The 23,475-nt window shown below is 68.1% G+C and carries 16 protein-coding genes; 11 read left to right on the top strand and 5 right to left on the bottom strand.

From position 1 onward, the window contains the following. The first annotated feature begins 213 nt into the window (after positions 1 to 213). The 6 genes from J2W22_RS10505 (at position 214) to nadA (ending at position 6,048) form a co-directional block, all read left to right on the top strand. On the top strand, positions 214 to 582 hold the full coding sequence (locus J2W22_RS10505) for a BlaI/MecI/CopY family transcriptional regulator (RefSeq protein ID WP_307118212.1): 369 nt from the start codon (positions 214 to 216) through the stop codon (positions 580 to 582). Beyond that, positions 579 to 2,177: a M56 family metallopeptidase gene (locus J2W22_RS10510; protein WP_307118213.1), complete on the top strand. Its 1,599-nt coding sequence runs from the start codon at positions 579 to 581 to the stop codon at positions 2,175 to 2,177. The genes J2W22_RS10505 and J2W22_RS10510 overlap by 4 nt, the downstream gene beginning before the upstream one ends. A 269-nt stretch (positions 2,178 to 2,446) precedes the next feature. Further along, a complete protein-coding gene (locus J2W22_RS10515) occupies positions 2,447 to 3,313 on the top strand; it encodes an MBL fold metallo-hydrolase (RefSeq protein WP_307118214.1) in 867 nt (288 codons plus the stop codon). Next, the gene (locus tag J2W22_RS10520) at positions 3,310 to 4,014 is read left to right on the top strand and encodes a DUF4230 domain-containing protein (RefSeq protein WP_307118215.1); all 705 of its coding nucleotides are present in this window, start codon (positions 3,310 to 3,312) and stop codon (positions 4,012 to 4,014) included. The genes J2W22_RS10515 and J2W22_RS10520 overlap by 4 nt, the downstream gene beginning before the upstream one ends. 183 nt (positions 4,015 to 4,197) lie before the next feature. Beyond that, on the top strand, positions 4,198 to 4,968 hold the full coding sequence (locus J2W22_RS10525) for a hypothetical protein (protein WP_307118216.1): 771 nt from the start codon (positions 4,198 to 4,200) through the stop codon (positions 4,966 to 4,968). 51 nt (positions 4,969 to 5,019) lie between these two features. Continuing rightward, positions 5,020 to 6,048, top strand: a complete 1,029-nt coding sequence (gene nadA / locus J2W22_RS10530; protein ID WP_307118217.1) for a quinolinate synthase NadA — start codon at positions 5,020 to 5,022, stop codon at positions 6,046 to 6,048. A 163-nt stretch (positions 6,049 to 6,211) separates the two neighbouring features. Here the strand turns inward: nadA and J2W22_RS10535 are convergent, their stop codons facing one another. Further along, positions 6,212 to 7,204: a phytanoyl-CoA dioxygenase family protein gene (locus tag J2W22_RS10535; protein ID WP_307118218.1), complete on the bottom strand. Its 993-nt coding sequence runs from the start codon at positions 7,202 to 7,204 to the stop codon at positions 6,212 to 6,214. A gap of 108 nt (positions 7,205 to 7,312) precedes the next feature. Between J2W22_RS10535 and nadC the strand changes: the two genes are divergently transcribed. Then, positions 7,313 to 8,167, top strand: coding sequence for a carboxylating nicotinate-nucleotide diphosphorylase (nadC, locus tag J2W22_RS10540; protein ID WP_307118219.1), 855 nt, complete (start codon positions 7,313 to 7,315; stop codon positions 8,165 to 8,167). Then, complete coding sequence (locus J2W22_RS10545) at positions 8,167 to 8,889, top strand: ribonuclease T2 family protein (RefSeq protein WP_307118220.1); 723 nt, start codon at positions 8,167 to 8,169, stop codon at positions 8,887 to 8,889. Before nadC ends, J2W22_RS10545 begins: the two co-directional genes overlap by 1 nt. A gap of 171 nt (positions 8,890 to 9,060) precedes the next feature. Here J2W22_RS10545 and J2W22_RS10550 read toward each other — a convergent pair whose 3' ends face one another. Together J2W22_RS10550 and J2W22_RS10555 are read right to left on the bottom strand one after the other, a co-directional pair. Next, the gene (locus tag J2W22_RS10550; RefSeq protein WP_307119562.1) at positions 9,061 to 9,456 is read right to left on the bottom strand and encodes a DUF4112 domain-containing protein; all 396 of its coding nucleotides are present in this window, start codon (positions 9,454 to 9,456) and stop codon (positions 9,061 to 9,063) included. A 20-nt stretch (positions 9,457 to 9,476) separates the two neighbouring features. Continuing rightward, on the bottom strand, positions 9,477 to 10,937 hold the full coding sequence (locus tag J2W22_RS10555; RefSeq protein ID WP_307118221.1) for an ABC transporter substrate-binding protein: 1,461 nt from the start codon (positions 10,935 to 10,937) through the stop codon (positions 9,477 to 9,479). 190 nt (positions 10,938 to 11,127) lie between these two features. On the opposite strand from J2W22_RS10555, the gene J2W22_RS10560 reads away from it, so the two are divergent. Then, entirely contained in the window at positions 11,128 to 12,573 is a 1,446-nt protein-coding gene (locus tag J2W22_RS10560; RefSeq protein WP_373422967.1) for an MFS transporter, read from the top strand. Between the two features lie 835 nt (positions 12,574 to 13,408). Here the strand turns inward: J2W22_RS10560 and J2W22_RS10570 are convergent. Beyond that, positions 13,409 to 14,569 (bottom strand): YdcF family protein, encoded by a 1,161-nt coding sequence (locus J2W22_RS10570; RefSeq protein WP_307119563.1) that lies wholly within the window; start codon positions 14,567 to 14,569, stop codon positions 13,409 to 13,411. Beyond that, on the bottom strand, positions 14,569 to 17,082 hold the full coding sequence (locus J2W22_RS10575) for a TonB-dependent receptor (RefSeq protein WP_307118223.1): 2,514 nt from the start codon (positions 17,080 to 17,082) through the stop codon (positions 14,569 to 14,571). The genes J2W22_RS10570 and J2W22_RS10575 overlap by 1 nt, the downstream gene beginning before the upstream one ends. A gap of 121 nt (positions 17,083 to 17,203) precedes the next feature. On the opposite strand from J2W22_RS10575, the gene J2W22_RS10580 reads away from it, so the two are divergent. After that, complete coding sequence (locus J2W22_RS10580) at positions 17,204 to 18,337, top strand: ROK family transcriptional regulator (RefSeq protein WP_307118224.1); 1,134 nt, start codon at positions 17,204 to 17,206, stop codon at positions 18,335 to 18,337. 228 nt (positions 18,338 to 18,565) lie between these two features. Further along, positions 18,566 to 23,311: a beta strand repeat-containing protein gene (locus J2W22_RS10585; RefSeq protein ID WP_307118225.1), complete on the top strand. Its 4,746-nt coding sequence runs from the start codon at positions 18,566 to 18,568 to the stop codon at positions 23,309 to 23,311. Positions 23,312 to 23,475 lie beyond the last annotated feature (164 nt).

Below are 23,475 nucleotides of genomic sequence, written 5' to 3' on the forward strand. Positions count from 1 at the left end.
GCGATGCCAGGCAAGGAACGGCCAGCGTGGCAAGCGCGGCAAGCGTTGCCGTCAACATCAAGCGCATTGTTTTCCCTCTTCCCCACCCAGCGCGCAGCTTCGGCGCGCGGGAGCGCCGAGCCTAGCCGGTCGGATTCCGTTCAGCCAGCGTTCACCCGCTTGACTACAGACGTAATCGTGACGATTACAGGCGTAGTCATTCGAGAGGGAAGCATGACGGAACGGATCAGCGACGCAGAGCACGCCGTGATGGAAGTGCTGTGGGAAGAGTCGCCGCTCACCGCCCAGGAAGTGGCCGAGCGCGTGCCCGCCGAGCGCGGCTGGAGCGCCAACACGGTCAAGACCCTGCTCGGGCGCCTGCTCGCCAAGAACATCATCGCGCACCAGGAAGAGGGGCGCCGCTACCTCTACCGCCCGCTGGTCGTGCGCGGGGACTATGTCGCCGGGGAATCGCGCAAGCTGATGGACCGGCTGTTCGGTGGCCGGCTCACTCCGCTGGTCGCCCATCTGGCCGAGCGTGACCAGCTCACCGACCAGGACATCGCCGAGATCGAGGCCCTTCTGAAGGAGCTGAAGCAATGAGCGGCTGGATCGTCGAGACCTTCATCGCGAGCACGCTGCTGATGCTGCTGGTGCTCGTCCTGCGTGCGCCCGTCCGCAAGGCGTTCGGCCCGCAAATGGCCTATGCGCTGTGGGCGATGCCGGTGATCCGGATGCTGATGCCGCCGCTGCCCGGCGACTGGACGCTCACCAGCCTGATCGCGCCCTTCGTCCGCGAGGCGGACGTGCCGGGGATCGTCACCGGGGTGATCAAGCCCGAGGCGCTGCCCGCCGGGATCGACCAGAATGCCGTCACCATCGTCGAGCTGGGCACGGCGGGCCATGCCGCCCCCGCGGCGCTGGTCGCGCCCACCTATGCCGCGAGCGGCCCGAGCCTGCTGATCCTGGGACTCGGCCTCTGGGCGATGGGCGCGCTGGCCTTTCTGGCATGGCATCTGATCGCGCATCGCCGCCACTGCGCCCGGCTGCTCAAGGCCGCCCGCATCGACCGCACCATCGCCCAGGGCAAGGTGCATGTGATCGAGACCGACGCAGTGCACGGCCCGCTCGCCTTCGGGGTACTGCGCAAATATGTCGCCTTTCCGTGCGACTTCCACGAGCGTTACGACGAGCAGGAGCGCGACCTCGCGCTCGCCCATGAGCTCGGCCACCATGTCCGCGGCGATCTGATCGCGAACTGGGTCGCGCTGTTCGTCCTCGCCATCCACTGGTTCAATCCGGTCGCCTGGAGGGCCTTCCGCGCCTTCCGTGCCGACCAGGAAATGGCCTGCGACGCCCTGGTGCTCGCCGGCCGCGCCCAGGCACTGCGCCATGCTTATGGCCGTGCGATCGTCAAGTCCGCGCATGGGGGTGCGGTCTCGGCGGCATGTCACTTGCACACGATCAACGAAGTCAAAGGGAGGCTCCGCATGCTTTCGAAGACCCACAAGAATTCCCCCGCTCGTCTCGCCGCCGGCCTGGTCGGCACCGGCGCGCTCGGCCTCGCCGCGCTCGGCCTCACCGCATCGGGCACCCAGGCTGCCGAGACCATCAAGGTGAAGGTGGAGAAGGTCACCGGCCTGAACCTGAGCCAAGACGTGCCGGCACCGCCCGCGCCGCCGGCTTCGCCCTCGGCCGCCATGCCCACCGCGCCGGAAGCACCCGAGGCGCCGGTCAGGGTCCACACCTATAGCTACACCACCAGCCAGGACGGCAAGGGCAAGGACAAGGACGGCAAGCGCGTCACCAGGATCGTGATGGTCCATGCCGATGGCAGCAAGACCGAGAGCGAAATGCCCGACATGGAGGCGATCCGCATCAAGGTGCCCGAGATCCGCAACGCCAACTGCGCCGAGAGCACGGACGGCAAGCCGGTCGTCGAGAAGTTCGAGAAGGACGGCAAGAAGGTGATGATCATCTGCTCGAACCGGATCGAGAAGATCGCGATCAACGCCGAGAAGATGTCGTTCGAGGCCAAGAAGGTCGGGATGCGCTCGGCGGTGATGGGCCTGCGCATGTCCCGCCACGCGATCGAGAACCAGATGGACCTCAGCCCCGAGCAGCGCGCCAAGGCGCTCAAGGGCATCGATGAGGCGATCGCGGAGGTCGAGAAGGGCACTGCCGACGCCGACAAGTAACCCTGGAGGGGAAGGGCGTTCGTTAAAAGCCCCTTTCACGAACGCCTTTCGACGGGGCCGGCCGATCTCCTTCCGGCCGGCCCCGTTTCATTCCAGGGACCATGGGCCTTTCTTCTTTCCCCTGCGACCGGGGCCCAGTCCTTGAAAGTCACGCGCCCTGGCGCGTCTGCGACGCGCACGCTCAGTCTGGGCCCCGGCCTTCGCCGGGGAAAAGCAGGGGGATGCGTCTCTCCCTTGCGCTGCGGCGCGGCAAAGGCCATCTCGGGAGCATGGACATCCCCGCGGACGCTCCGACCGGCCTGGCCATGGCGCTGGATCCGCTGGTCACCCGGATCCTGGCGCCCAATCCCTCGCCCTTCACCTATACCGGTACCCAGACCTATCTGGTCGGCACCACCGAGCTTGCGGTGATCGATCCGGGGCCGGACGATCCCGAGCATCTCGAGGCGCTGGTCGCCGCGATTGCCGGGCGCAGGGTCCTCGCGATCCTCTGCACCCATACCCACCGCGACCACAGCCCCGCCGCCGCGCCGCTCAAGGCGCTGACCGGCGCCCCGGTCATCGGCTGCGCCCCGCTCAGCCTCGCCGATGCCGGCCCGCGCGCCGACGCGGCCTTCGACACCGGCTATGCGCCCGACCGGGTGCTCGAGGACGGCGAGCAGCTGTCCGGCCCCGGCTGGACGCTCACCGCCGTCGCCACGCCCGGCCACACCTCCAACCATCTCTGCTTCGCGCTGGAGGAGACCGGCGGCCTGTTCAGCGGCGACCATGTCATGGGCTGGTCGACCACCGTGGTCGCGCCGCCCGATGGCGACATGGCCGCCTATATGCGCAGCCTCGACAAGCTGATGAACCGTGAGGGCGACCGCATCTATTTCCCCGCGCATGGCGAGCCGATCGAGCGGCCGCACCGCTTCGTGCGCGGGCTGATCGGCCACCGCAAGCAGCGCGAGGGCCAGATATTGCGCCTGCTCAAGGCCGGGACCGGCACGGTTCCCGCGATGGTCGAGCGCATGTATGCTGGGCTGGACCCGCGGCTCAACGGCGCGGCAGGGCGATCGGTGCTCGCGCATCTGATCGACCTCAGGGACCGGGGGCTCGTCGGCGAGGAGGGTGACGCTTGGAAGATGGCGTGAAGCGGGGCGGGGGCTGCCTCAAGCTGTTCGGCGTGACGCTCACCATCGTGCTGGCGGTGGTGCTGGTGATGGGCGGCGGCTTCTGGTTCCTCGGCAACACGATCAAGCAGCAATTCGCCGGCCCGACGCCCGAGACGGTAGCGCAGGCCAGCCTGCAGGGGCTGCGCGAGCAGAACCGCCTGTCCGCCTTCGCCGCCAAGTTCGTCGCGGTGGTCACTTCGAAGCAGAGCCAGCTCGGCCTCACCGCGCAGAAGACGATGATCATGCCGGGCAGCGTCCGCTACGAGGTCGACCTGTCGAAGCTCCGACAGGAGGATGTCCGCTGGGACGCCACGAGCAAACGCCTGACCGTGCGGCTGCCCGCGGTCGAGGCGATGGGGCCGGACGTCGATCTCGACCAGGTCCGCCAATATGACAATGGCGGCATCCTGCTCTCGGTCACCGATGTCGGCGGCAAGCTCGACGATGCCAATCGCAAGGCCGGCCAGCAGGAGCTGCTCCGCCAGGCCCAGTCGGGCCCGTACATGCGCATGGCCCGCGACGCGACCCGCCGCGCGGTCGAGCGCAGCTTCGCCATGCCGCTGCGCGCCACCGGCATCGCCGCCGATGTCGAAGTGCTCTTCCCCGACGAGGCCAACCGCCCGACCGAGCGCTGGGACGAATCCCGCCGGCCCGAGGACGTGATCGCCAACAAATGGTGAGGCGATTCTCCCTCTCCCCGCTGGCGGGGAGAGGGTAGGGGAGAGGGGCCTGTCGATGGCGCTTGCCTCTTGCCCCTCTCCCCTACCCTCTCCCCTGAAGGGGAGAGGGAGAAATGTTGCCAATCCGCCCCCAAACACGATACCTTCGCAAATTCGCAGGTTCATCATCTGGGGGGACTGAACATGGCGACGATTGCCGAACCGATTCCGCGCGCGCGGCGCGACCGCTTCTTCCTGATCCTGTCGCTCGCGATGATCGCAGTGATTATCGGCGGCTTCTCGCTCAACCTGGCGATGGGCCGGTCGAGCTTCGCGCTGCCGCTGATCTACCATGTCCATGCCCTGGTCTTCATGGGCTGGATCGCGATCTTCCTCGCCCAGAACCTGCTGGTCGCGACCGAACATGTCGCGCTCCACCGCCGGCTCGGCTGGATCTCGGTGGCCTGGGTGCCGGCGATGGTGGCGATGGGCATGGCGATCACTGTCTATTCGGTGCGCCATCACGGCGGCCCGTCCTTTTTCGATCTGCCCGAGTTCCTGTTCGGCAACCCCGCCGGGCTGTTCTGCTTCGCCGGGCTGGTGTTCGCCGCCGTCGCGAAGCGCGGGCAGCCGGACTGGCACCGCCGGCTGATGCTCTGCTCTATGGCGGTGATCACCGGGCCCGGCTTCGGGCGTATCCTGCCCGTGCCCTTCATGATCCCCTGGTCCTGGCCGGTCGCGGCGCTGCTCGCGCCGTCGATCTTCCCGCTGATCGGCATGTTCGTCGACCAGCGGCGCACCGGACGCGTGCATCCCGCCTGGATCTGGGGCTTGGGCGCGATGACCGGCAGCTTCCTGCTCGCCGAGGCGATCGCCTTCTCGCCGATGGGCGAGGGGATCACCCGCATGGTCGTGGCGGGATCGTCGGGGGCCGATCGCCCCTTCGCCGCGCATTGGCCGCCCATTCAGCCTTGAACCTGCGCCCGCGCCGCGCCATGTGCGGCGCGGGCAAGGGAGTTTTGAGGCATGGACGCGCGCAACGGCATCGGTGGGAGCCTGGCCGGGCTCGATCTCCGGGCGGAGATCGATCGGCTGCGCAAGGAGCGCAACGCCGTCATCCTCGCGCATTATTACCAGAAGCCCGAGCTGCAGGACCTGGCCGATTTCGTCGGCGACAGCCTCGATCTCTCGCGCAAGGCCGCGGAGACCGATGCCGAGGTGATCGCCTTCTGCGGCGTGCGCTTCATGGCCGAGACCGCCAAGATCCTGTCGCCCGACAAGATCGTCGTGCTGCCCGACATGAATGCCGGCTGCAGCCTCGAGGACAGCTGTCCGCCCGAGCAGTTCGCCGCCTTCCGCGCCGCGCATCCGGACCATATCGCGCTGACTTACATCAACTGCTCGACCGAGGTGAAGGCGCTCAGCGACATCATCGTCACCTCGAGCTCGGCCGAGAAGATCCTCGCCCAGATCCCGCCTGAGCAGAAGATCATCTTCGGGCCGGACCGCAACCTGGGCGGCTATCTCAAGCGCAAGGTCGGCCGCGACCTGCTGCTCTGGCCGGGCGTGTGCATCGTGCATGAGGCGTTCTCGGAGACCGAGCTGCTCAAGCTCAAGGCCCAGCATCCCGGGGCCCCGGTCGCCGCGCATCCCGAATGCCCGCCGCACGTGCTCGATCATGCCGATTATGTCGGCTCGACCCGCGGCATCCTGGAGTTCTCGCAGGCGATGGCCGGCGACACGCTGATCGTCGCCACCGAGCCGCACATCATCCACCAGATGCAGAAGGCGATGCCGGGCAAGACCTTCATCGGCGCGCCCGGTGCCGACGGCAACTGCAACTGCAACATCTGCCCGTACATGGCGCTCAACAACCTGGAGAAGCTCTACCTCGCGCTGCGCGACCTCACTCCGCGCATCGAGATCGAGGAAGGCCTGCGCCTCCAGGCCAAGAAGAGCCTCGACCGCATGCTCGACATGGCGAGCGCCACGGTGGGCATGGGCGACCTGGGCCCGGCGCCGACGATCGGCGGGGACCCGACCAAGGGGGACTGAGGCGGGGCCTTCTTCCCCCTTCTTCTTTCCCCGGCGAAGGCCGGGGCCCAGTACTTGAAAGTCACGCGCCTTGGCGCGTCTTCGCCGCGCACTGCTTAGTCTGGGCCCCGGCCTTCGCCGGGGAAAAGCACAGTCGATGCGGCCGGCGCTACAGGCAAGCCGCTCACCGCCACTCCGGCTGGATCGCCATCTCCGCCGAATAGAAGGTCACATATTGCGCCAGCCGCGGCGTGTCGGTCCGGTTCGGGCTGGCGCCGTGCGGCAGGTCGTGCCGCCAGATGATCAGGTCGCCGGCGCCCGCCGGCACGCGCACCGCCCGGCTGCTCAGATCCACCTTGCGCGGATCGGCGGCACCCAGCGACTCCAGCCATGCCGCCAGCCCGTGGTGGAAGCCGGGCACGAGCTCGAACGCGCCCTGGTCCTCCGCCGTGTCCGTCAGATAGAGCACGCCCAGCATCCCATAGGGGATGGGCGGGATCAGGCTCACGTCCCAGTGCAGCCGCGGCGAGGTGAAGCCGCGATTGGCCGCCAGCGGCGCGTTGAAGCTCATCCGGTCGACATGCGGCCACAGGTCGCTGGTGCCCCAGAGCTGGGCAAAGGCCTTGTGGACGCGGGCCGAGCGCCGCACTGCCTCGAGCGCCGGATGCTGGAAGCGCTGGACCATCATCCCCTGGCCGCGCTGCGAATGCCAGGTCGCCGGATCGGCGGGGTCGCCGCCTATCGTCTCCCAGAGCAGGTCGGCGGCGGCGGCCGCTTCCGCCGGCGTGATCGCGCCGCGCAGGATCACATAGCCCTGCGCCTCCCAATGGGCGAGGTCCCCGGCATCCAGCGCATCCGGCATCGCATCGATCGCGGCGAGCCGCGCGGCGATGGCGGGCGGAGGCGGGGCGCCGTCGAGCATTGCGTGATAGCGCGCGATCACCAGCGGGTCGGGCCGGCCGGCGGTGGCGAGGATCCAGTCGCAGAAGCCGGTGAAATCGCACGGCCCCTCGTTGAAGAAGCTGGAGGTCTGCTCGATCCCCAAGCCCAGTGCGTCGAGCAGGATATTGTCCGCCATCCATTCCTCGGGCGGGGAAGGACGAAAATGCGACTGCCGCTCCCAATATGCGTGGAGACGGCGGACTTCGGGAAAGGGCAGGGATTCGGCATCGGCCATGGCCTATCGATGGCCCGGCAGGCGGGGTGCTTGCAATGTTGGATTTCGTCTGTGCTGCAGGGGCATCGCGCCATTGCCGCCGCCGGGCGCGGCTTTTAAGGGCGATGCATGGCCTTCACGCTCGATCGCTTCGATCTTCCCGCCTTCGTCGCCGCCACCCTCGCCGAGGATCTGGGAGACCGGGGCGACATCACCTCCGCCGCCGTGATCCCCGCCGAGGCGGTGTTCACCGGCGTGATGGACAGCCGCGATGCGATCATCGTCGCCGGCCTGCCCATCGCCGAGGCCTTCTTCCGCGCGCTCGATCCCGATGTCGAAATCGAGCGGCTGGTCGAGGATGGCGACCGCGTCGCCCCCGGCACCGATCTGATTCGGCTGCGCGGCAAGGCACGCGCGCTGCTCACCGCCGAGCGTTCGGCGCTCAATACCGTCCAGCACCTCTCGGGCATCGCGACGATGGCGCGCAGCTATGTCGATGCGATCGAGGGCACCGGCGCGACCTTGCTCGACACCCGCAAGACGCTGCCCGGCCTGCGCGTGCTGGAGAAGTACGCCACTCGCATGGGCGGCGCGACCAACCACCGCATGGGCCTGTGGGACGCCGCGATGATCAAGGACAATCACGTTGCCGTCGCCGGCTCGGTGGCGGAGGCGGCGCGCCGCGCTGTGGCCGCGGGGATCGAGAGCATCATCGTCGAGGTCGACCGGATCGACCAGATCGAGCCCGCGCTTCAGGCCGGGGCGACGCATCTGCTGCTCGACAATATGGGGCCGGAGGTGCTGCGCGAGGCGGTGGCGCTGGTCGCCGGCCGCGTGCCGACCGAGGCTTCGGGCGGGGTGCGGCTCGACACGATCCGCGCGATCGCCGGGAGCGGCGTCACCTATGTCAGCGTCGGCCGGCTGACCCAGTCGGCGCCCGCCGCCGATATCGGCCTGGATTTCGCGCAGGAGGGAGTCGCGTGATGCGCAAGACGGTTCTCGGGGTCATCGGCACGGCTCTGGCGCTGTTGCCGGGCATCGCCTCCGCCCAGGCCTTGATGTGCCGTCCGGCCGGCGGGGTCGAGCGGCCGCGCCCGGACCTGCCCGATGCCAAGCAGCCGCGCCGTATCCTGCCGATCGGCAGCTACACGCTGGCGCTGACCTGGAACCCGGGCGTGTGCCGCGCCGATGCCGGCAATCCGGAGAACCGCTTTCGCTGCAGCCGCAATGCGCGCTTCGGCTTCACCCTGCACGGCCTGTGGCCCGACGGGACGGGCAAGACCTGGCCGCAATATTGCGCGGATACCCGCATCCTGGCGCGGGCGCAGATCAAGCAGATGCTGTGCACTACGCCTTCGGCCCAGCTGATCCAGCACGAATGGGCCAAGCACGGGACGTGCACCAGCATGGCGCCCGCCACCTATTTCGCCACGGCCAAGCGGCTCTACGACCTGGTCCGTTATCCCGACATGGACCGGCTGTCGCGCGGCGACCTGACCGTCGGCCAGTTCAAGGCCCGCTTTGCGGCGGCCAACCCGAACATACCGGCCGAGGCGATCCGGGTGACGGTGACCAAGGAGAACTGGCTCGACGAGCTGTGGCTCTGCCTCGACACCGGCCTGCGCTACGAGCGCTGCAAGCCGAACAGCGGCGGCGCGGCGGACGGCAATCCGCTCCGGATCTGGCGAGGCGGCGGGCGGCGCTAACTGGCGCTTGGCCCTGGGTTGGAAAGATAGGATCACCCCGGCGCAAGAAAGTTGCGCGCCGGGCGGCGTTGTCCCCGAGTGCGGGGGGACAACCGTCGCAGAACCCGCTTTGGGCGTGTACTTCGCGTACTTTGGCGAGCCGACCGCCTGGCCGATGTTGGAGCGCCGGGGCTAGCGGTGGTCGACCGTGCTGGTGCCCGGGTGGTGCTTGTCGAGGTGGCGCCGGATCAGTTTGAGGTTGCGGCTGTTCGACTTGAACACGAAGTCGGCCGCGTCGCCGACCACCGGGACCAGGCCGATCGCCCAGTCGAAGCCGACATTGCCGAGCATGCGCAGCATCGTCGTCTTCGGCATCTTCAGGTTGCGGGCCTCCCAGACGATGTAGAGGCCGAGCAGCGCCGCGATCACGTCGCCGCCGACGGGAACCAGACCCAGGATCGCGTCGAGGCCGACCTTGGCCTTGGTGCCCGGGATCGGCACGCTGCGCTCGAGCAGCTGCTCCATCATCTCGATCCGGCGGCGCACATCCTGTGCGTGCCGGCCCAGGGGCAGGCCTGCCGAAGCCATCCGCGTCGTCTTCGCCACGTTCACCTCGTTTCGTTGCGCAGGTGGTTCAACGGGTGCCAGGCCCGCGCGTTCCCCTGCCACGCCTGGAGCCGCATCGCGACGATAGACCATCGGAAGGGCTGGGCGATAGGGATGTATGCGCCGTCGGCGGTCAGCGCCGCATCCGCCTCGGCGATGCGGTGCGAGCGAGCATAGAGATCGGGGGCGTCGCGTCCCGCCTCGATCAGGGTCCGCGCATCGTCCGAGCAGGCCTGGCAGGCGGTGGCGACGAACCAGCGGGCGCTGTCATAGGGGGCGACGGCGTCGATCAGGCGCAGCTCCGCCGGGTCGTTCGGGCCGGTGCGGACCGGGGTCAGGCCGATCGCGTAGAGCGCCTCGGCCAGCCGCGACCAGACCAGCGTGGCGCCGGGGCCGGATGGCAAGGCGATGCGGAGGGGGACCGGGCCGGGATGGCCGCGCCGCCACGCTGCGACGCTCGCCCTGGCGCTCTGCCGGCGCTGGTCGAGCTCGGCCCCGGCCCAGCCCGGCTGCGCGGGCGGAGCGGCCGAATCGAGCTGGACCGGCAGCAGCGTCTCGACCGGCGCCCAGTCCGGGTGGATCTGGTGGGTGAGCGTGGCGCGATCGATCGCCATGGCGATCGCGGCGCGATTGGCGGCGTCGGCAAGGAAGCCCTCGCGGGACACGACGGCGAGCCCGAACAGGCCGAGCGCATTGTCCAGCTTCACATTGGCGGTGGCGATCCCGGCGACGCTTACCAGCGGCCAGTCGGCGAAGCTGCCGCCGAGGATCAGGTCGGACTGGCCGTCGCGGAAGCGGGCCAGCGCCACGGCCGGGCGCTCGCCATGGAAGAGCAAGGTGTCCTCGGGGCGTGGCCCGGACGAATCGTCGCCGTCAGCCACCTCCGGGGCAGGCTTGAACACGATGCCCGTGCGGTTGCGGGTGGCGCGGAAGGGGCCGCTGCCGTCGAGCTTGTCGAGGCGGAACACCGCCATCTCGGGCTGGGCGAACAGCTTGAGCAGGTCGGGCCGGGGGCGCTTCAGCCGGACCTCGATCACCTGCGGCGTCATCTCGACGATCTCGTCGATCACGGCGAGGAAGGGAGAAAGCAGGTTGCGCGAGCGGGGCGCGATGGCGCGGCGCAGGGTGCGGACCACCTGCTCGGCGGTGACCGGCTCGCCATCGGCCCAGGTCGCGCCGTCGCGCAGGCGGAAGATGAAGCTGCGGCCGTCGTCGATCACGATCCAGCGCTCGGCCAGGCCCGGCTCGATCTGGCCGGTGGCATCGAAGCGCACCAGCCCCTGCGCAGTCGCGCCGAGCAGCACGCGGGCGGCGGGATCGAGGGCGCCGGCGTCGGGGTCGGCAAGCGCATTGCCCGTGCCGATCGCGCTCACCACCACCGCCGTGTCGTCGCGCCGCTGGCCCGAGCCGCCGCACGCCGCGAGCGCGAGCAGGGGCAAGAGGCAGAGAAGGCGAGGGGGCATCAGGCAAATCCGGCTGGGTAAGGCCGGTGTATGGCGGCGGGCCGTGGCTGCCAACCCCCGCAAGCATCCGATGGGTATGGCGAGGCTCCGGCGCTGTCGCCAATCTGAAATGATCGGGCCGTACGGGCGGCGGTGGGCACGCCGCACAAGAAAGACGCCGCCGATCGCGAACATTGCCACAGAAAGCCGGATGCTCGCCTATTCTTCGGGCAATTTCGGCAAGGCGCTGGTGTTCGGCGGCGCGGATCTGACGATCCTGTTCCTGCTGACCGACGTGCTGGGGCTCAGCGGCGCGCAGGCCGCCGGGCTGATGCTGTTCGCGGTGCTCGGCGATCTGGTGTTCGATCTGCTCGCGGCCCGGCTTGTCCTGCATTGGCGTGCGGCGGGGCGCGGCTATCGCTGGACGATCGCCCTGGCCGCGCTGCCTTGCGGAGCAGCCTTCGGGCTGATCTACGCGATGCCGGCGCTGGGCCTGCACCGCGCCTGGATGCTCGCGGCGGCGATCCTCGTCTTCCGCGGCGCCTATGCGGTGGTCGATGTGCCGCACAATGCGCTGATGGCGCAGGTCAGCCGGGACAGCCGGGCGCGCGGGCGCGTCTCGGGCTACCGGCTGTTCTTCAGCACGGCGAGCGCGCTGGCCATCGCCGTCGTGCTCACCCCGCTGGTGCAGCAGGCGGGGCGGGCGCGGCATTTCGACGCGTTGGCGTTCACCGGGATCGGGGCGGGCCTGGTCTTCGCGCTGACCATGCTGCTGTGCGTCTGGGCTTCGGGTACGCGCGGTGAAAGCGGTACGGCATCCGCGCTGCGCGGCGATCGCATCGCGGTTCCGCTGTGCGATCCGATGGTGCTGGCAATGGGCGCGCTGGCCCTGCTCACCGGCTTCGCGATGCCGTGCTTCGGCCGGATGCTGATGTATCTGGGAACCTATGTCGTCGATCGGCCGGGTGCGGTCAGCCTGCTGCTTGCCGCGCTGACGGCGGGGCAGTTCGCCGGCGTCCTCGCCTGGACCGCGCTCACCCACCGCTTCAGCAAGAGCCACCTGCTCGGGGCGGGGCATGCGGCGAGCGCGCTGGGACTTGTCTTCTTCGCCTTTAGCCTGGCGTGGCCGACGGGACAGGTCGCCGCCGCCGCGCTGATCGGCTTCGGCTTTGCGAGCGTGTTCATGCTGCCCTGGGGCCTGCTCGCCGACGCGGTCGACATCATCGAATGGCGGCACGGCCGGAGGTTCGAGACCGGGCTGTTCGCCTTCTACCTAGTCGTGGTGAAGGCCAGCGGCGCCGGCGCGACCGCGATGATCGGCTGGGTGCTGAACGCGCTCGGTTACGTCCCCGGCGCGGTCCAGCCGGCCGGGGTGCGCCTCGGCATGCTCGGCCTCGGCCTGGGCGTGCCGCTTGCCGGCGCGCTGCTGGCGGTGCTGCTGCTCCGGCGCTTCACGCTCGACCATGGCCGCCATGCGCGGCTGCTGGGCGCGCTGGCCTGGCGTCAGGCGGGTGCGGAACCCGTCTCCGGATTGAACCGGGGATTGGAGAAATCGAGGGGCGAAGGCGTCACCCTGGCAGGCGGCGCCGCGCTTTCCGCCCAGGCACGGCAGAGCATGTCGCGCAGCATCGCCGCGCCTGCGGCCGTCCGCTCGTAGATCAGCGCGCGGACCTCCTTGTCGGCCGTGTTGCTGAAGCCGTCACGCTTCTCGAGCTTGTAGACCGTCTCCATCCGATCGCCGGACTGGTCGAGAAAGGCGAGCACCGCGTCGAACATGTCGCCGTGGAGATGGGCCGGCGCGCCGATCCGGGGCGTGATGTCCGTAGCGGTGAGCCCCATGCCATCGACGAAACGGCTCTCGAACCGCCCATGGATGCTGCGGTCGCGGGTATAGCCGTTCGGATTGGGCCCCAGCCAGCCGTCCGAGTTCACCGAGATGTGCAGCGGCTGTGAGCCGTCGCCGATATAATGGCCGAGCCGGATCGCCTGGAACGCGCAATGCTGCTCGGGGACCGATGCATCGCCGCCCTTCGCCTGCGCCGCGCGGATCGCCCGCATGCAGACGATCAGCCGCTCATAGGCTTCCATCGCCGCATAGGGCAGCGTGCCGGTCCAGCGGACGTTGGTGCGCGCGGCAGTGGCCGGATCGCTCTGCCTGATCGTCTCGTAATGCTTGTAGAGCGCGAGGATGAACGCGTAGCGCGAGCGCGGGATGGGCGTCAGGAAGGCGAACTGCTCGCGGAACCAGCCATGGTTGGGGTCTTCCTCGATCTTCGAGAAGCCTTCCGAATCCCCGCGCCAGCTGTCCGGCAGCGAGGCCGAGGCCGAGATATAGTCGGCATAGCGGCGCAGGAAGACGGGGCCATTGTCGGGGATCGTCTGGATCGCCGCGCGGTCGATCACCGCATGCCCGGTGCCGCCCCAGGCATGGGCGACGGCGGGGCTCAGCAGAAGGGCGGCGGTCAGGGCGAAGCGGCGCATGACGGTTCCTTTCAGGGATCGAGGGGATCGCGCGGATCGACGCGCTCGGACGCCCGTGACGGGCGGAACACCAGCTCGGTGGGCGAGACCCGGCGGACGACCGTGCCGGGCTGATAGCCGAGCTCGGCGGCGTTGCGCTCGGTGAACTTCGCGCTTTCGATATAGGCGCTCTGCAACGGGTTGCAGACGATCACCGTCTCCGCCTCGGGCGGCGCGCCGATCCGTGCGAGCAGCCGGCTGGCGTTGCGCAGGTTGGTGGTGGTGTGGCGGGCATAGGGCTCGATGAGGATCGCCTCTGCCGGGACGCCGTAGCGCTCGATCAGCGCCTTGCGCATCTCGTCGGCCTCGGTGAACGGAGTCGCGCGCGGGTGTGCCCGGCCGCCGGTGACCAGGATGAAGGCGATGTCGCCCTGCGCGAACCGGCGCGCGGCGAGGCGCAGATGATATTTGCCGAACGGGCTGAGCGGCTCGCCCTCGATCTCGGGCCCGACGCCGGTGACGATCATCGCACTGTAGCGATAGCGGTGCCAGTCGAGCGTTTTCGCCCGCGCGATTGCCGCCGCGTTGGCGCCGCCGGTCAGCGGTTCATGGCCGATCGCATCGGTGCGGTCGCTCACATCCAGCAGCGCGAGCGCATAGTCGATGCTGGGATCGAGCCGCTGTGCCGATCCGTTACGGGGCGTCTCGGCGATCCAGTCGGCGGCCTGGAGGCGCGTCAGGTGATCCTGGGGCGAGACCGTGCCGGGGCCATCGATCGCAGTGGTGGGGATCGCCCCCAGCGCATAGGTCCGCACGACCATGTTGATGCCGGCGATCTCGCGATCCACCTGCGCGGCGGCGCCATCGTCCGCGGTGGGAAGACCCGACGCCTGCGCAACGGCACGACGCACCGCATCGGCCTCGCGGTCGCTCCAGAGCAGCGCCTGCGCGCGGCAGACGAGGTCGGCTCCGCACGCGGCACGCCGCTCCCGCCGGATGCGCAGCACGCTCTCCATGTCGGGCGCCCGGGCGATCCGCTCGAGCGCCGCCGGATCGTGCCCGGCCGCATCGAGCAACGGGAAGAGCCGCGCGGACAGCGTCGCCATCACCCCGTCGCTCACCGCCGCCTCGGCCGAAGCCGGGGCGGCGATCACCGTCACCGCAAGCGCGGCGGCGGAGAGCAGGGCGCGCATCACCAGCTGCGGCTGACGATGAGGCGGAAGTTCCGGCCGAACAGCGGACGGCCGTAGATCGCCTGGCTAGAGCCCTGGCCGGCGAACTGGTCGGTACGCGTGTTGCCCTCGGTCAGGCCATGGGCGTTGAACAGATTGTCGCCGACAACCTGGAAGTGCCAGGCACCCCAATCGAGCGATGCGCCTGCGCCGGTCGTCTGGTAGCCCGGCATCGCAGTGCGGTTGAAGAGGTCGACATAGCGGCGGCCGACCCATTCGAAGCGGCCGAAGAGCGAGAGCTTCTGTTCGCCCAGATCGAAGTCGAAGCTGGGCCGCAGATTGCCGAAGAACTTAGCCTCGCGGATGATCTGGTTGCCGTTCACCGCACTCGGATCGGCGCCCGAGGTATTCTCGAGATTGGCATATTCCGGGTTCTGCCAGGTCACCGAGCCGTCGAGCGAGAACCAGCGGACCGGCGCGACCCGGCCATCGACCTCGACGCCCTTGACCGAAGCCTCGCCGATGAACGGCAGCGTCTGGTCGTTGCGGCCGGTCAGCGGGTTGAACGCCGCGAACGATGCGTTGAACGGGTCGAACTTGGTGTAGAAGCCGGTCGCATAGAGATAGTTGGGGCCGAAGCTGGCCTTGAGGCCGACCTCGTACTGGCGCGCCTTGGTCTTGACGATCGTGGCGTTGATGCCGGTCACCACGCCCAGCTGCGGCGGCACCTCCAGGTTCGAGATGCGGCCATAGGCGCCGAAATGCCCGTTCAGGTCGTAGTTGACGCCGACCGTCCAGTTGGTCGCATTGGGCTTCAGCCGCTGGTCGAGCACCTGGCCGGTGAAGGCGCGGGTGGTGTCGTCGGCGAGCGTGGTGCCGTCGCCGAGATTGACCTGGGTGGTCGGCAGGGCGATGCCCTTGTAGCTGTAGCGCTCGGTACGGATGCCGGCATCAAGGCGCAGACCCCGGGTAATCTCCCAGGTGTCGTTCGCGTAGAAGGCGATCATCTGCGCATCGCCTTCGCCCTGATTGAGCGTGGTGGTGTAGCGCAGCACGCCGTTCTGCGTGACCGAGCCCAGCACCTGGCCGGTCGCCGAATAGGCGACCAGATCGAGCGTGCGTGGTTGGCTGCGCACTTCGATCAGCATGTCCTGATAGGCCTGGAGCAGCGTGTTGCCGTAGAAGGAGCCGTACATGCCGACCCGGAGATCGTGGGTGCCGATGCCGGTCTCGAACTTGCGGGTGACGCTGAGGTCGCCCTGCACCGAGTAGAAGTCCGATTCCGAGGCACGATACTGGCCGGACATCACCAGGCCCGACGCGGCCGAGGGATCATAGACCGACGCGCCGTTGGTGCCGGCAAGGGCATAGCCGAGCCGCGTGACATTGGGACCGAAGGCAGTCCGCGCGGCAGTCAGGTAACCGGCGGCGAAGGTGGTCGCATCGGCCGGGTTGGTGGTCGAGTAGAAGGCGTCGAAGCTGGACTTGCCCTTGGTGCCGCCGATCTTGGCGGAGACCTGCCAGCCGCTGAAATCTGCCTCGTAGTCGATCGCCGCGTTGAAGAAGCGCATGTGGCGGCCGTCGGAGAGGTCGCGCTGCATGCTCTGCAGCGCGCCGGCACCGTCGCGATACTTGATGTTGACGTTGCGCAGCGACGGCGAGTTCATCGTGCCGGTGAAATAGTCGATATAGCGGTTGAGCGAGACCGACGGGTTGCGCGGATCGTTGGTCGGGATCGGCAGATAGAAGACATTGTGGTCGTTCACATATTCGACCGAGAGCTTTACGAATCCGTTGGTCAGCACGCGCTTGAGGTTGGCGCGGATCTGGCCGCCCTTGTCGCTGGGGAAGCCGGCATAGCGATAGCCGTCATGCTGGCGCACGAAGCCGCCGATCGCGAAATAGGTGTTGTCGCTGATCGGGCCGGACTGCATCGCATCGAGCCGATAGAGGCCGGTATCGCCCAGCGTGACCTGTGCCTTGCCGCGGGCCTGCGGGCCGCCCGACACGGTGATGTTGTTGGCGATCGCCGCCGCGCTGCTGGCATAGATCGGCGCCGGACCGCCGCGCACGATCTCGACCCGCTCGGTCATCAGATCGTAGCGGTTCATGCCTTCGCCGGAGTTGAAGAAGACGCCGTCGATCTCATGATAAAGCGGCAGGCCGTCCTGCTGGAAGATCAGATAGCCGCGATCGGTCGGGATGCCGCGCACGCGGGTGATGTTCTGCACCTCGCCGCCAGTCGCCTCGACCTGGATGCCGGGGACGGTGCCGAGCAGGTCGGCGAAGCTCTTCGGCGCGATCTTCTGGACGTCGGCCTGGCTGAGCGAGTTGACCGCATAGGAGACGTCGAAGCGGCGCTGGGCGCGCGCCGAGCCGGTGACGATGATGTCCGCGCCCGCGTCGTCGGCCTGCGCCGGATCGGCGGCCGGCGCGTCGGCCGCCGGCGTGTCGCTGGTCTGCGCGAAGGCCGGTGCGGACAGCATGCTGAACGCGAGCACCGCGCAGCCGGCGGCGAAATTGTGCTTCTTCATCGGATCGGTCCCCCGAGATTTTGTGAACTCGCGGCGCCGATGGGCGGCGGGGATGACAGATTTATTTATTTCTGAGAAAATAAATCGTGGCCCGCGAGCCGGACTGCTATGGCGATGGACGATGAGGCACCCACCGGTCACGCTGCTCGAGGAGGAGAAGCGGCTGCTCTGGCAGCTGCGCACGCTCGGCCCGCAATCGCGGTCTGCCCTGGCCGAGACGCTGCAGATCAGCAACGGCGCCATCTCGAAGCTGACTAGGACGCTGATCGGGCAGGCGCTGATCGAGGAACTGCCCGCCGAGGCGCTGGCAGGGCGGGGCCGCCCGACCGTGCCGCTGCGGATTTCCCCGGCCGGGGGCTATGCCGTCGGGCTGGCGATCTATGCCGGGCTGCTGGAAATCGCGCTGGTCGATTATGCCGGCGGCGTGGTGTCGCTCACCTCCGAGAAGATCGAGCCGATCGACCCTCGAGAATTCGCCCGCCATGTCGATCGCCGCATCCACGAGCTCGCGATCGAGCACCGCCTGCTGGGGAGCCGGCTGTACGGCGTCGGCTTCAGCGTGCCCGGCCCGGCCTTGTCGCGCGACGGCAACCGCTGGCACGTCGTCCGCAACCTGCCCGGCTGGAAGGACGCGCCGCTGCGTACGATCTTCGAGGAAACGCTGCGGCTGCCGATCTGGATCGAGAACGATGCGACGGCGGCGGCGCTCGCCGAATATTATCTGGGCGGGCTGATCCAGCGCTGCACCACGGCGGTGGTGATCCTGCTCGGGCACGGCGTCGGGGCGGGGATCGTCCATGAAGGCCGGCTGATGCGCGGCGAGACGGGCAGCGCGGGCGAGATCGGCATGTTCTACCCGGGCAACCAGCCGCGGCCGACGACGCTCGACCTGATCGCGACGCTGCAGGCGGCCGGATGCAAGGTCGGATCGCTGGCGGATTTCGCCGAGGCGATCCCGGGATATGAGGCGACGATCGATCAATGGCTGGAACGGGCCGCCGATCAGCTGCTCCAGACGATCAACTCGGCGCTTGCCTGGTTCGATCCGGGCGCCATCCGGCTGATGAGCCCCTTGCCGTCCGCGATCATGCACGGACTTGCCGATCGGCTGAACCGCCGGGCGATCAAATGGGGCGACCATATCGCGGAGAGCGAGAAGGAGCGCTACGACATCGAAATCTCCCGGCTCGGCGGCGCCGGTTCCGCGCTGGGTGCGGCGCTGTTGCCGATCCACGCAACGGTAGCTCGGGCATAAGCGGCTAGGCCCGTCCGGCGCGACCCGATGTCCGGCGCAAATTTCGTAGCTCCGCGGTGCAAAGCCTTGCGGGCGTGAGGAAGATGGGCGACACATGTCGTGCCGTCACGGGAAGAATCCGGGCGGTCTTGTATCTCGGGCGAGGCTCAGGGCCGCACTCCCCACAGTAAGCGTAACAGTAAGAGCAGATTTCGGCTGTTTTCCGGTTTCGGAAGCAAGGGGGGATTCGTGGCAGTCATCACGGGCACGGACGCGGGTGAATGGATCCAGGACACCCCTGGCGACGACACGATCTACGGACTCGGCGGTGACGATCACATCGACGGGGATGACGGCAGCGACACCCTGTATGGCGGCGACGGCAACGACTGGATCAGGGAGGTGTCCTCCGAGCCGGTAGCGAGAACGCACCAGATGTTCGGCGAAGCCGGCGACGACGTGCTCGAGCTCGACCTCAGGTCCAACTCTGCCGACACCGTGCTGCTCGATGGCGGCACCGGCAACGACCGTATCCTATTCGACGCCTGGTACACGGCCCAGGCCCTGACGATCGCGGGCGGCGATGGCGACGACTTCATCCATATCGTGGGCGGCCGGACGGTAGCGCTGGATGCCGGTTCCGGTGCGGATCGCATCGAGCTCACCTACAGCAATGCCGTCACCTCCTACAATTTCACCTTCGGGGCGGGCGCCGATGTGCTCGAGCTTACCCGCACGACCTCGCTGACCATCGGCGCCGCGATCCATATCACCGATTTCGAAGCCGGCGTCGCCGGAGACCGGATCAACTTCGACCGGGTGCTGGCGTCGCTGACCGGATCGGACCGCGTCACCAATCCGTTCGCCAGCGGGCATCTCGCCTTGGTGCAGCGTGGTGCCGACGCGGTCGTGCAGATCGACCTGAACGGCGGCGGCAACGACCTGCGCGATCTCTTCGTCCTGGATGGGGTGAATGCGGCCACGCTGACGAGCTACAATCTCGGCTTCGCGCCCAATGGCGGCGCCTCGCCCTCGATCGCGGCGGATGGCACCGCCGGCGCGGATATTCTCGATGGCTCGGGTGGCAACGACCTGCTCCGGGGGCTCGACGGGGACGACAAGCTGTTTGGTGGTTCTGGCAATGACCAGCTGGAAGGTGGGATCGGTGCCGACACGCTGGAAGGCGGCTTCGGCGACGATGTCCTCCTCGGCGGGGAGGGCAACGATACGCTGTTCGACTATAATTCCGGCAGCGATCAGCTGTTCGGCGGCGACGGCAATGATTCGCTGGAAGTCGGCCGGGCCGCGCGGGAACCCGGCGGCACGATCGTGCTGGATGGTGGCGCAGGCAACGACACCCTGCAGTTCGGGCTATGGCCCTTTTTCCGCGGCACCGCGAAGGCCGATCACGTCACCTTCATCGGCGGAGACGGCAACGACACCATTCGCGCGGAGGGCGCGCTCACGGTCGATGTGGATGCGGGCGCCGGCGCGGATACGGTCGATGTCGCGATCGACGGTACCACCAACTTCATCACGCTCGGCAGCGGCGCGGACACGCTCAGCCTGGGTGCCGAGGCCACCAAGCAGATCGTGGCCGCGGTGGTGCGCGATTTCGAAGCGGGCAACAGCGGCGACCGGCTCGATATCCAGAGTTATCTCGAATATGCGCTGACGGGCTGGAACGGGCAGAGCAACCCGTTCGAGGGCGGCTATCTGCAGAGGATCCAGCGCGGCGCTGACACGGTTCTCCAGATCGACGTGGACGGTGCCGCCGGCCCCGCCGCGATGACCGACCTCGTGATCTTCAAGAATCTTGCCGCCAGCAGCCTCACCACCTTCAACCTTGGCGGCTATGCGACTTTGACCGGGACCGAGGGCAACGACGTCATCGAGGGCGATGGCGGCGCCAATACACTGCACGGCCTGGGCGGCAACGACACGCTCATCGGCAATGGCGGCGATGATCTTCTCGACGGCGGTGCGGGCGACGACATCATGTCGGGCGGTTACGGCACCGACATCTATATCGTCTCGGAGGCCGGCGACCAGGTTATCGAACCCTATGAATTCGTTGTTTATGGTGGCGATGAAGTCCGGACTTCGCTGGCGGTCTATACCATGCCGGCCAATGTCGAGCGGCTGGTCGGCACGTCCAACACGGGCCAGACCCTCACCACGTCAAGCGGCGTCCTTATCGGCGGCATCGGCAACGACATCCTCAACGCCAACGGCTCCGCAAACGCCGTGGGCGGGGGCGGCGACGACCTGATAAAGGGAAGCGGGGACAAGAACACCCTGGTCGGCGGAGAGGGTTCGGACATCCTCTATGGCTATGGCGGCGACGATAGCCTGATCGCTGGAAACGAGCTTTCGGAGGCCATCGGCAACGATTATCTCGATGGCGGTGACGGGGACGACTATCTGCGCGGGAGCATCGGCAACGATACCCTGATCGGCGGCGCCGGTGCCGACTATCTCTATGACAACCAATCCGGTGCCGACCTGTTCGACGCCGGAGACGGAGACGATGAGCTGGGCCTTACCCGCTACAGCTACGGCCCGGCGCCGAGCGGGACGGTCAGCCTTCTTGGCGGCGCCGGAAACGACAAGATCTGGATGGTCATCGGCAATGCAAGCACGGTGACGATCGACGGGGGTGATGGCAACGACGAGGTCGGTTTCTCGACCTTCGCGGGCACTGCCACCGTGACCCTCGGCGCCGGCGCCGACGTGATCAGCTTCTCCGACTATATGCCGCAGGTGAATCCGAACGGCCGGATCACGGTCACCGATTTCGATCTCGGCGCGGGCGGAGACACGCTGTCCTGGACCAGTTTCCTGCAGGCCTGGCTGACCGGATGGGACCCATCCGTCAATCCGTTCCTCTCGGGCCATGTCCGACTGGGCCAGAGCGGCACCTCCACGGTGCTGCAGCTCGATCGGGACGGCGGCGGCGATGGCTTCACCACCTTCCTGACCTTCCAGAACACCAACGCGGCGAACTTCACGGCGGCCCAGCTGGGCTTCACGCCCCAGGGCCCGATCGCGACGGTAGGCGGGGACGGCAACGACACCGCGGCGGGAACCGCGGCGGGCGATCTGCTGGACGGCGGCGCCGGCGACGATATTGTCTGGGGTGGCGCCGGCGCCGACACGATCAGCGGCGGCGCCGGATCGGACACCCTGTTCTCCGCCGATCGCTATGCACCGTTCGGCTATCCGTACAGCATCTATTATTTGAACAACCCGACGCTCGACACCGGCAACGAGGCCGACACGCTCCGCGGCGGGGCGGGCAGCGATTATCTTTTCGCCGGGTTCAACGACAGCGTCGATGGCGGGGACGCCGAGGACGTCCTCTATCTCAGCCTGATGGGCGCGAGCAGCGGCGTCACGCTCGACTTCCGCCAGTCGGTGGTGGCCAATGGCAGTGGGACGATCCGCGGGATCGAGGGCGTGGGCTGGCTGCAGGGCAGCGACTATGCCGACGATTTCACTCTGTACCATGCGGGCGGCTATGCGCCGGGCGCCGTCGTCTATGCGATGGGCGGCAATGACCGGGTCATCGCCGACTATCGGACCAACCAGATATTCGGCGGCGACGGCGACGATTTCCTCGACGGCCGCAACAGCCAGTATTTGCAGCAGATCGACGGCGGCGCCGACAACGACACCATCTATACCAATGCGAACAGCTTCACCGCGGCCTATGGCGGCAGCGGCAACGACACGATCTATTCGCATGGCGAGACCCATGGCGGGTCGGGCAATGACCGCATCATCCTCTCCCAGACCTATTATCGCGGCGGCGTCTATGGCGACGAGGGCGATGACGAGATCCGGGCCTCGGTGAATGGCAACCAGATCTCCGGCGGCGCCGGTGCCGACCGGCTGGTCGGTGGTGACGGTGTCGACCTGCTGGTGTCGGGCGATTTCGCGACGGGCAGCCTGGCGGCCGGCAACGACATGGGCGTCGAGAAGGACGTGCTGACCGGCGGCGGCGGGGACGATGTCCTCGCGATCGGCTGGGGCGACGATGCGGATGGCGGAAGCGGCACCGACACGCTCCAGCTTTCCTTTGCGGGGGCCGGCACGGGCGTGACCTTCAACGCAGGGCAGGTGGTCGGCGGCGGAGCGCTCAGTCTGGGCGGCGGCACGATCCAGAATATCGAGCAGATCAGTCAGGTGCTGGGCAGCAGCTTCGACGACGCGATCGACCTGAGCGTGGCGGGTGGCGCAGTCACGGTGGATGGCGCCGATGGCAGCGACAGCATCCTCGGCGGCAGCGGCAACGACACGCTGCGCGGTGGCGAAGGCGACGACCGCGTCGAGGGCGGCAACGGCAGCGACACCCTGCAGGGCGACGGCGGGCAGGACTGGCTGATCAGCGGCAATGGCGGCGACACGATCACCGGCGGGACCGGCCACGACACGCTCTGGGGCGATGCCGGCGACGACCTGTTCGACGGCGGCGAGGGCGACGATGTCATCGCCGGCGGCGCGGGCATCGATACCGTGACCTATGCCAGTGCGTCCGGCGGGGTCGAGATCGACCTGTCGTGGCTCGAGGACCAGCAGACCCGGGGCGCAGGCATCGATACGCTGATATCGATCGAGAATGTCATCGGATCGAACTTCGACGACGTGCTTGCGGGCAATTGGGAGGCAAACCGGCTGACCGGCGGGCAGGGCAATGACCGCTTCGTCTTCGACGGGCTTGGCGCGCGGGACACGATCACCGATTTCCAGCGGGGCGACCTGATCGACCTGAGCGAGATCGACGCGAATGGCGCCCTTGCAGGGGATGGAAGCTTCGCCTTCATCGGCGCGGCGGCGTTCAGTGGCGTTGCAGGCCAGTTGCGGGTCGTCGGCAGCGGTTACAACTGGACGATTGAAGCGGATACCGACGGCAACGGCGTGGCCGATTTCAGCATTGCGCTGACGACGCAGCTCTGGGGCTTGTCGATCTCGGCCAGCGATTTCTCGCTCTAGAGATGCGCGGGGCGTGCGCGGCAGATGACCTGTTAACTTGCCTGTGCCGGCGCAGGTGGGGCCAGGTCGCGCCGGTTAGCAATTCGGGAAGCGAGTCGTGAGCGCTTGACCATCTGCTCGATGCGCGGCTTCAACGGAGGAAGACCGGCGCCGCGATAGCGATA

The sequence above is a fragment of the Sphingomonas kyeonggiensis genome (genome assembly GCF_030812785.1).
In the GTDB taxonomy this organism is placed as follows: Bacteria; Pseudomonadota; Alphaproteobacteria; order Sphingomonadales; family Sphingomonadaceae; genus Sphingomonas; species Sphingomonas kyeonggiensis_B.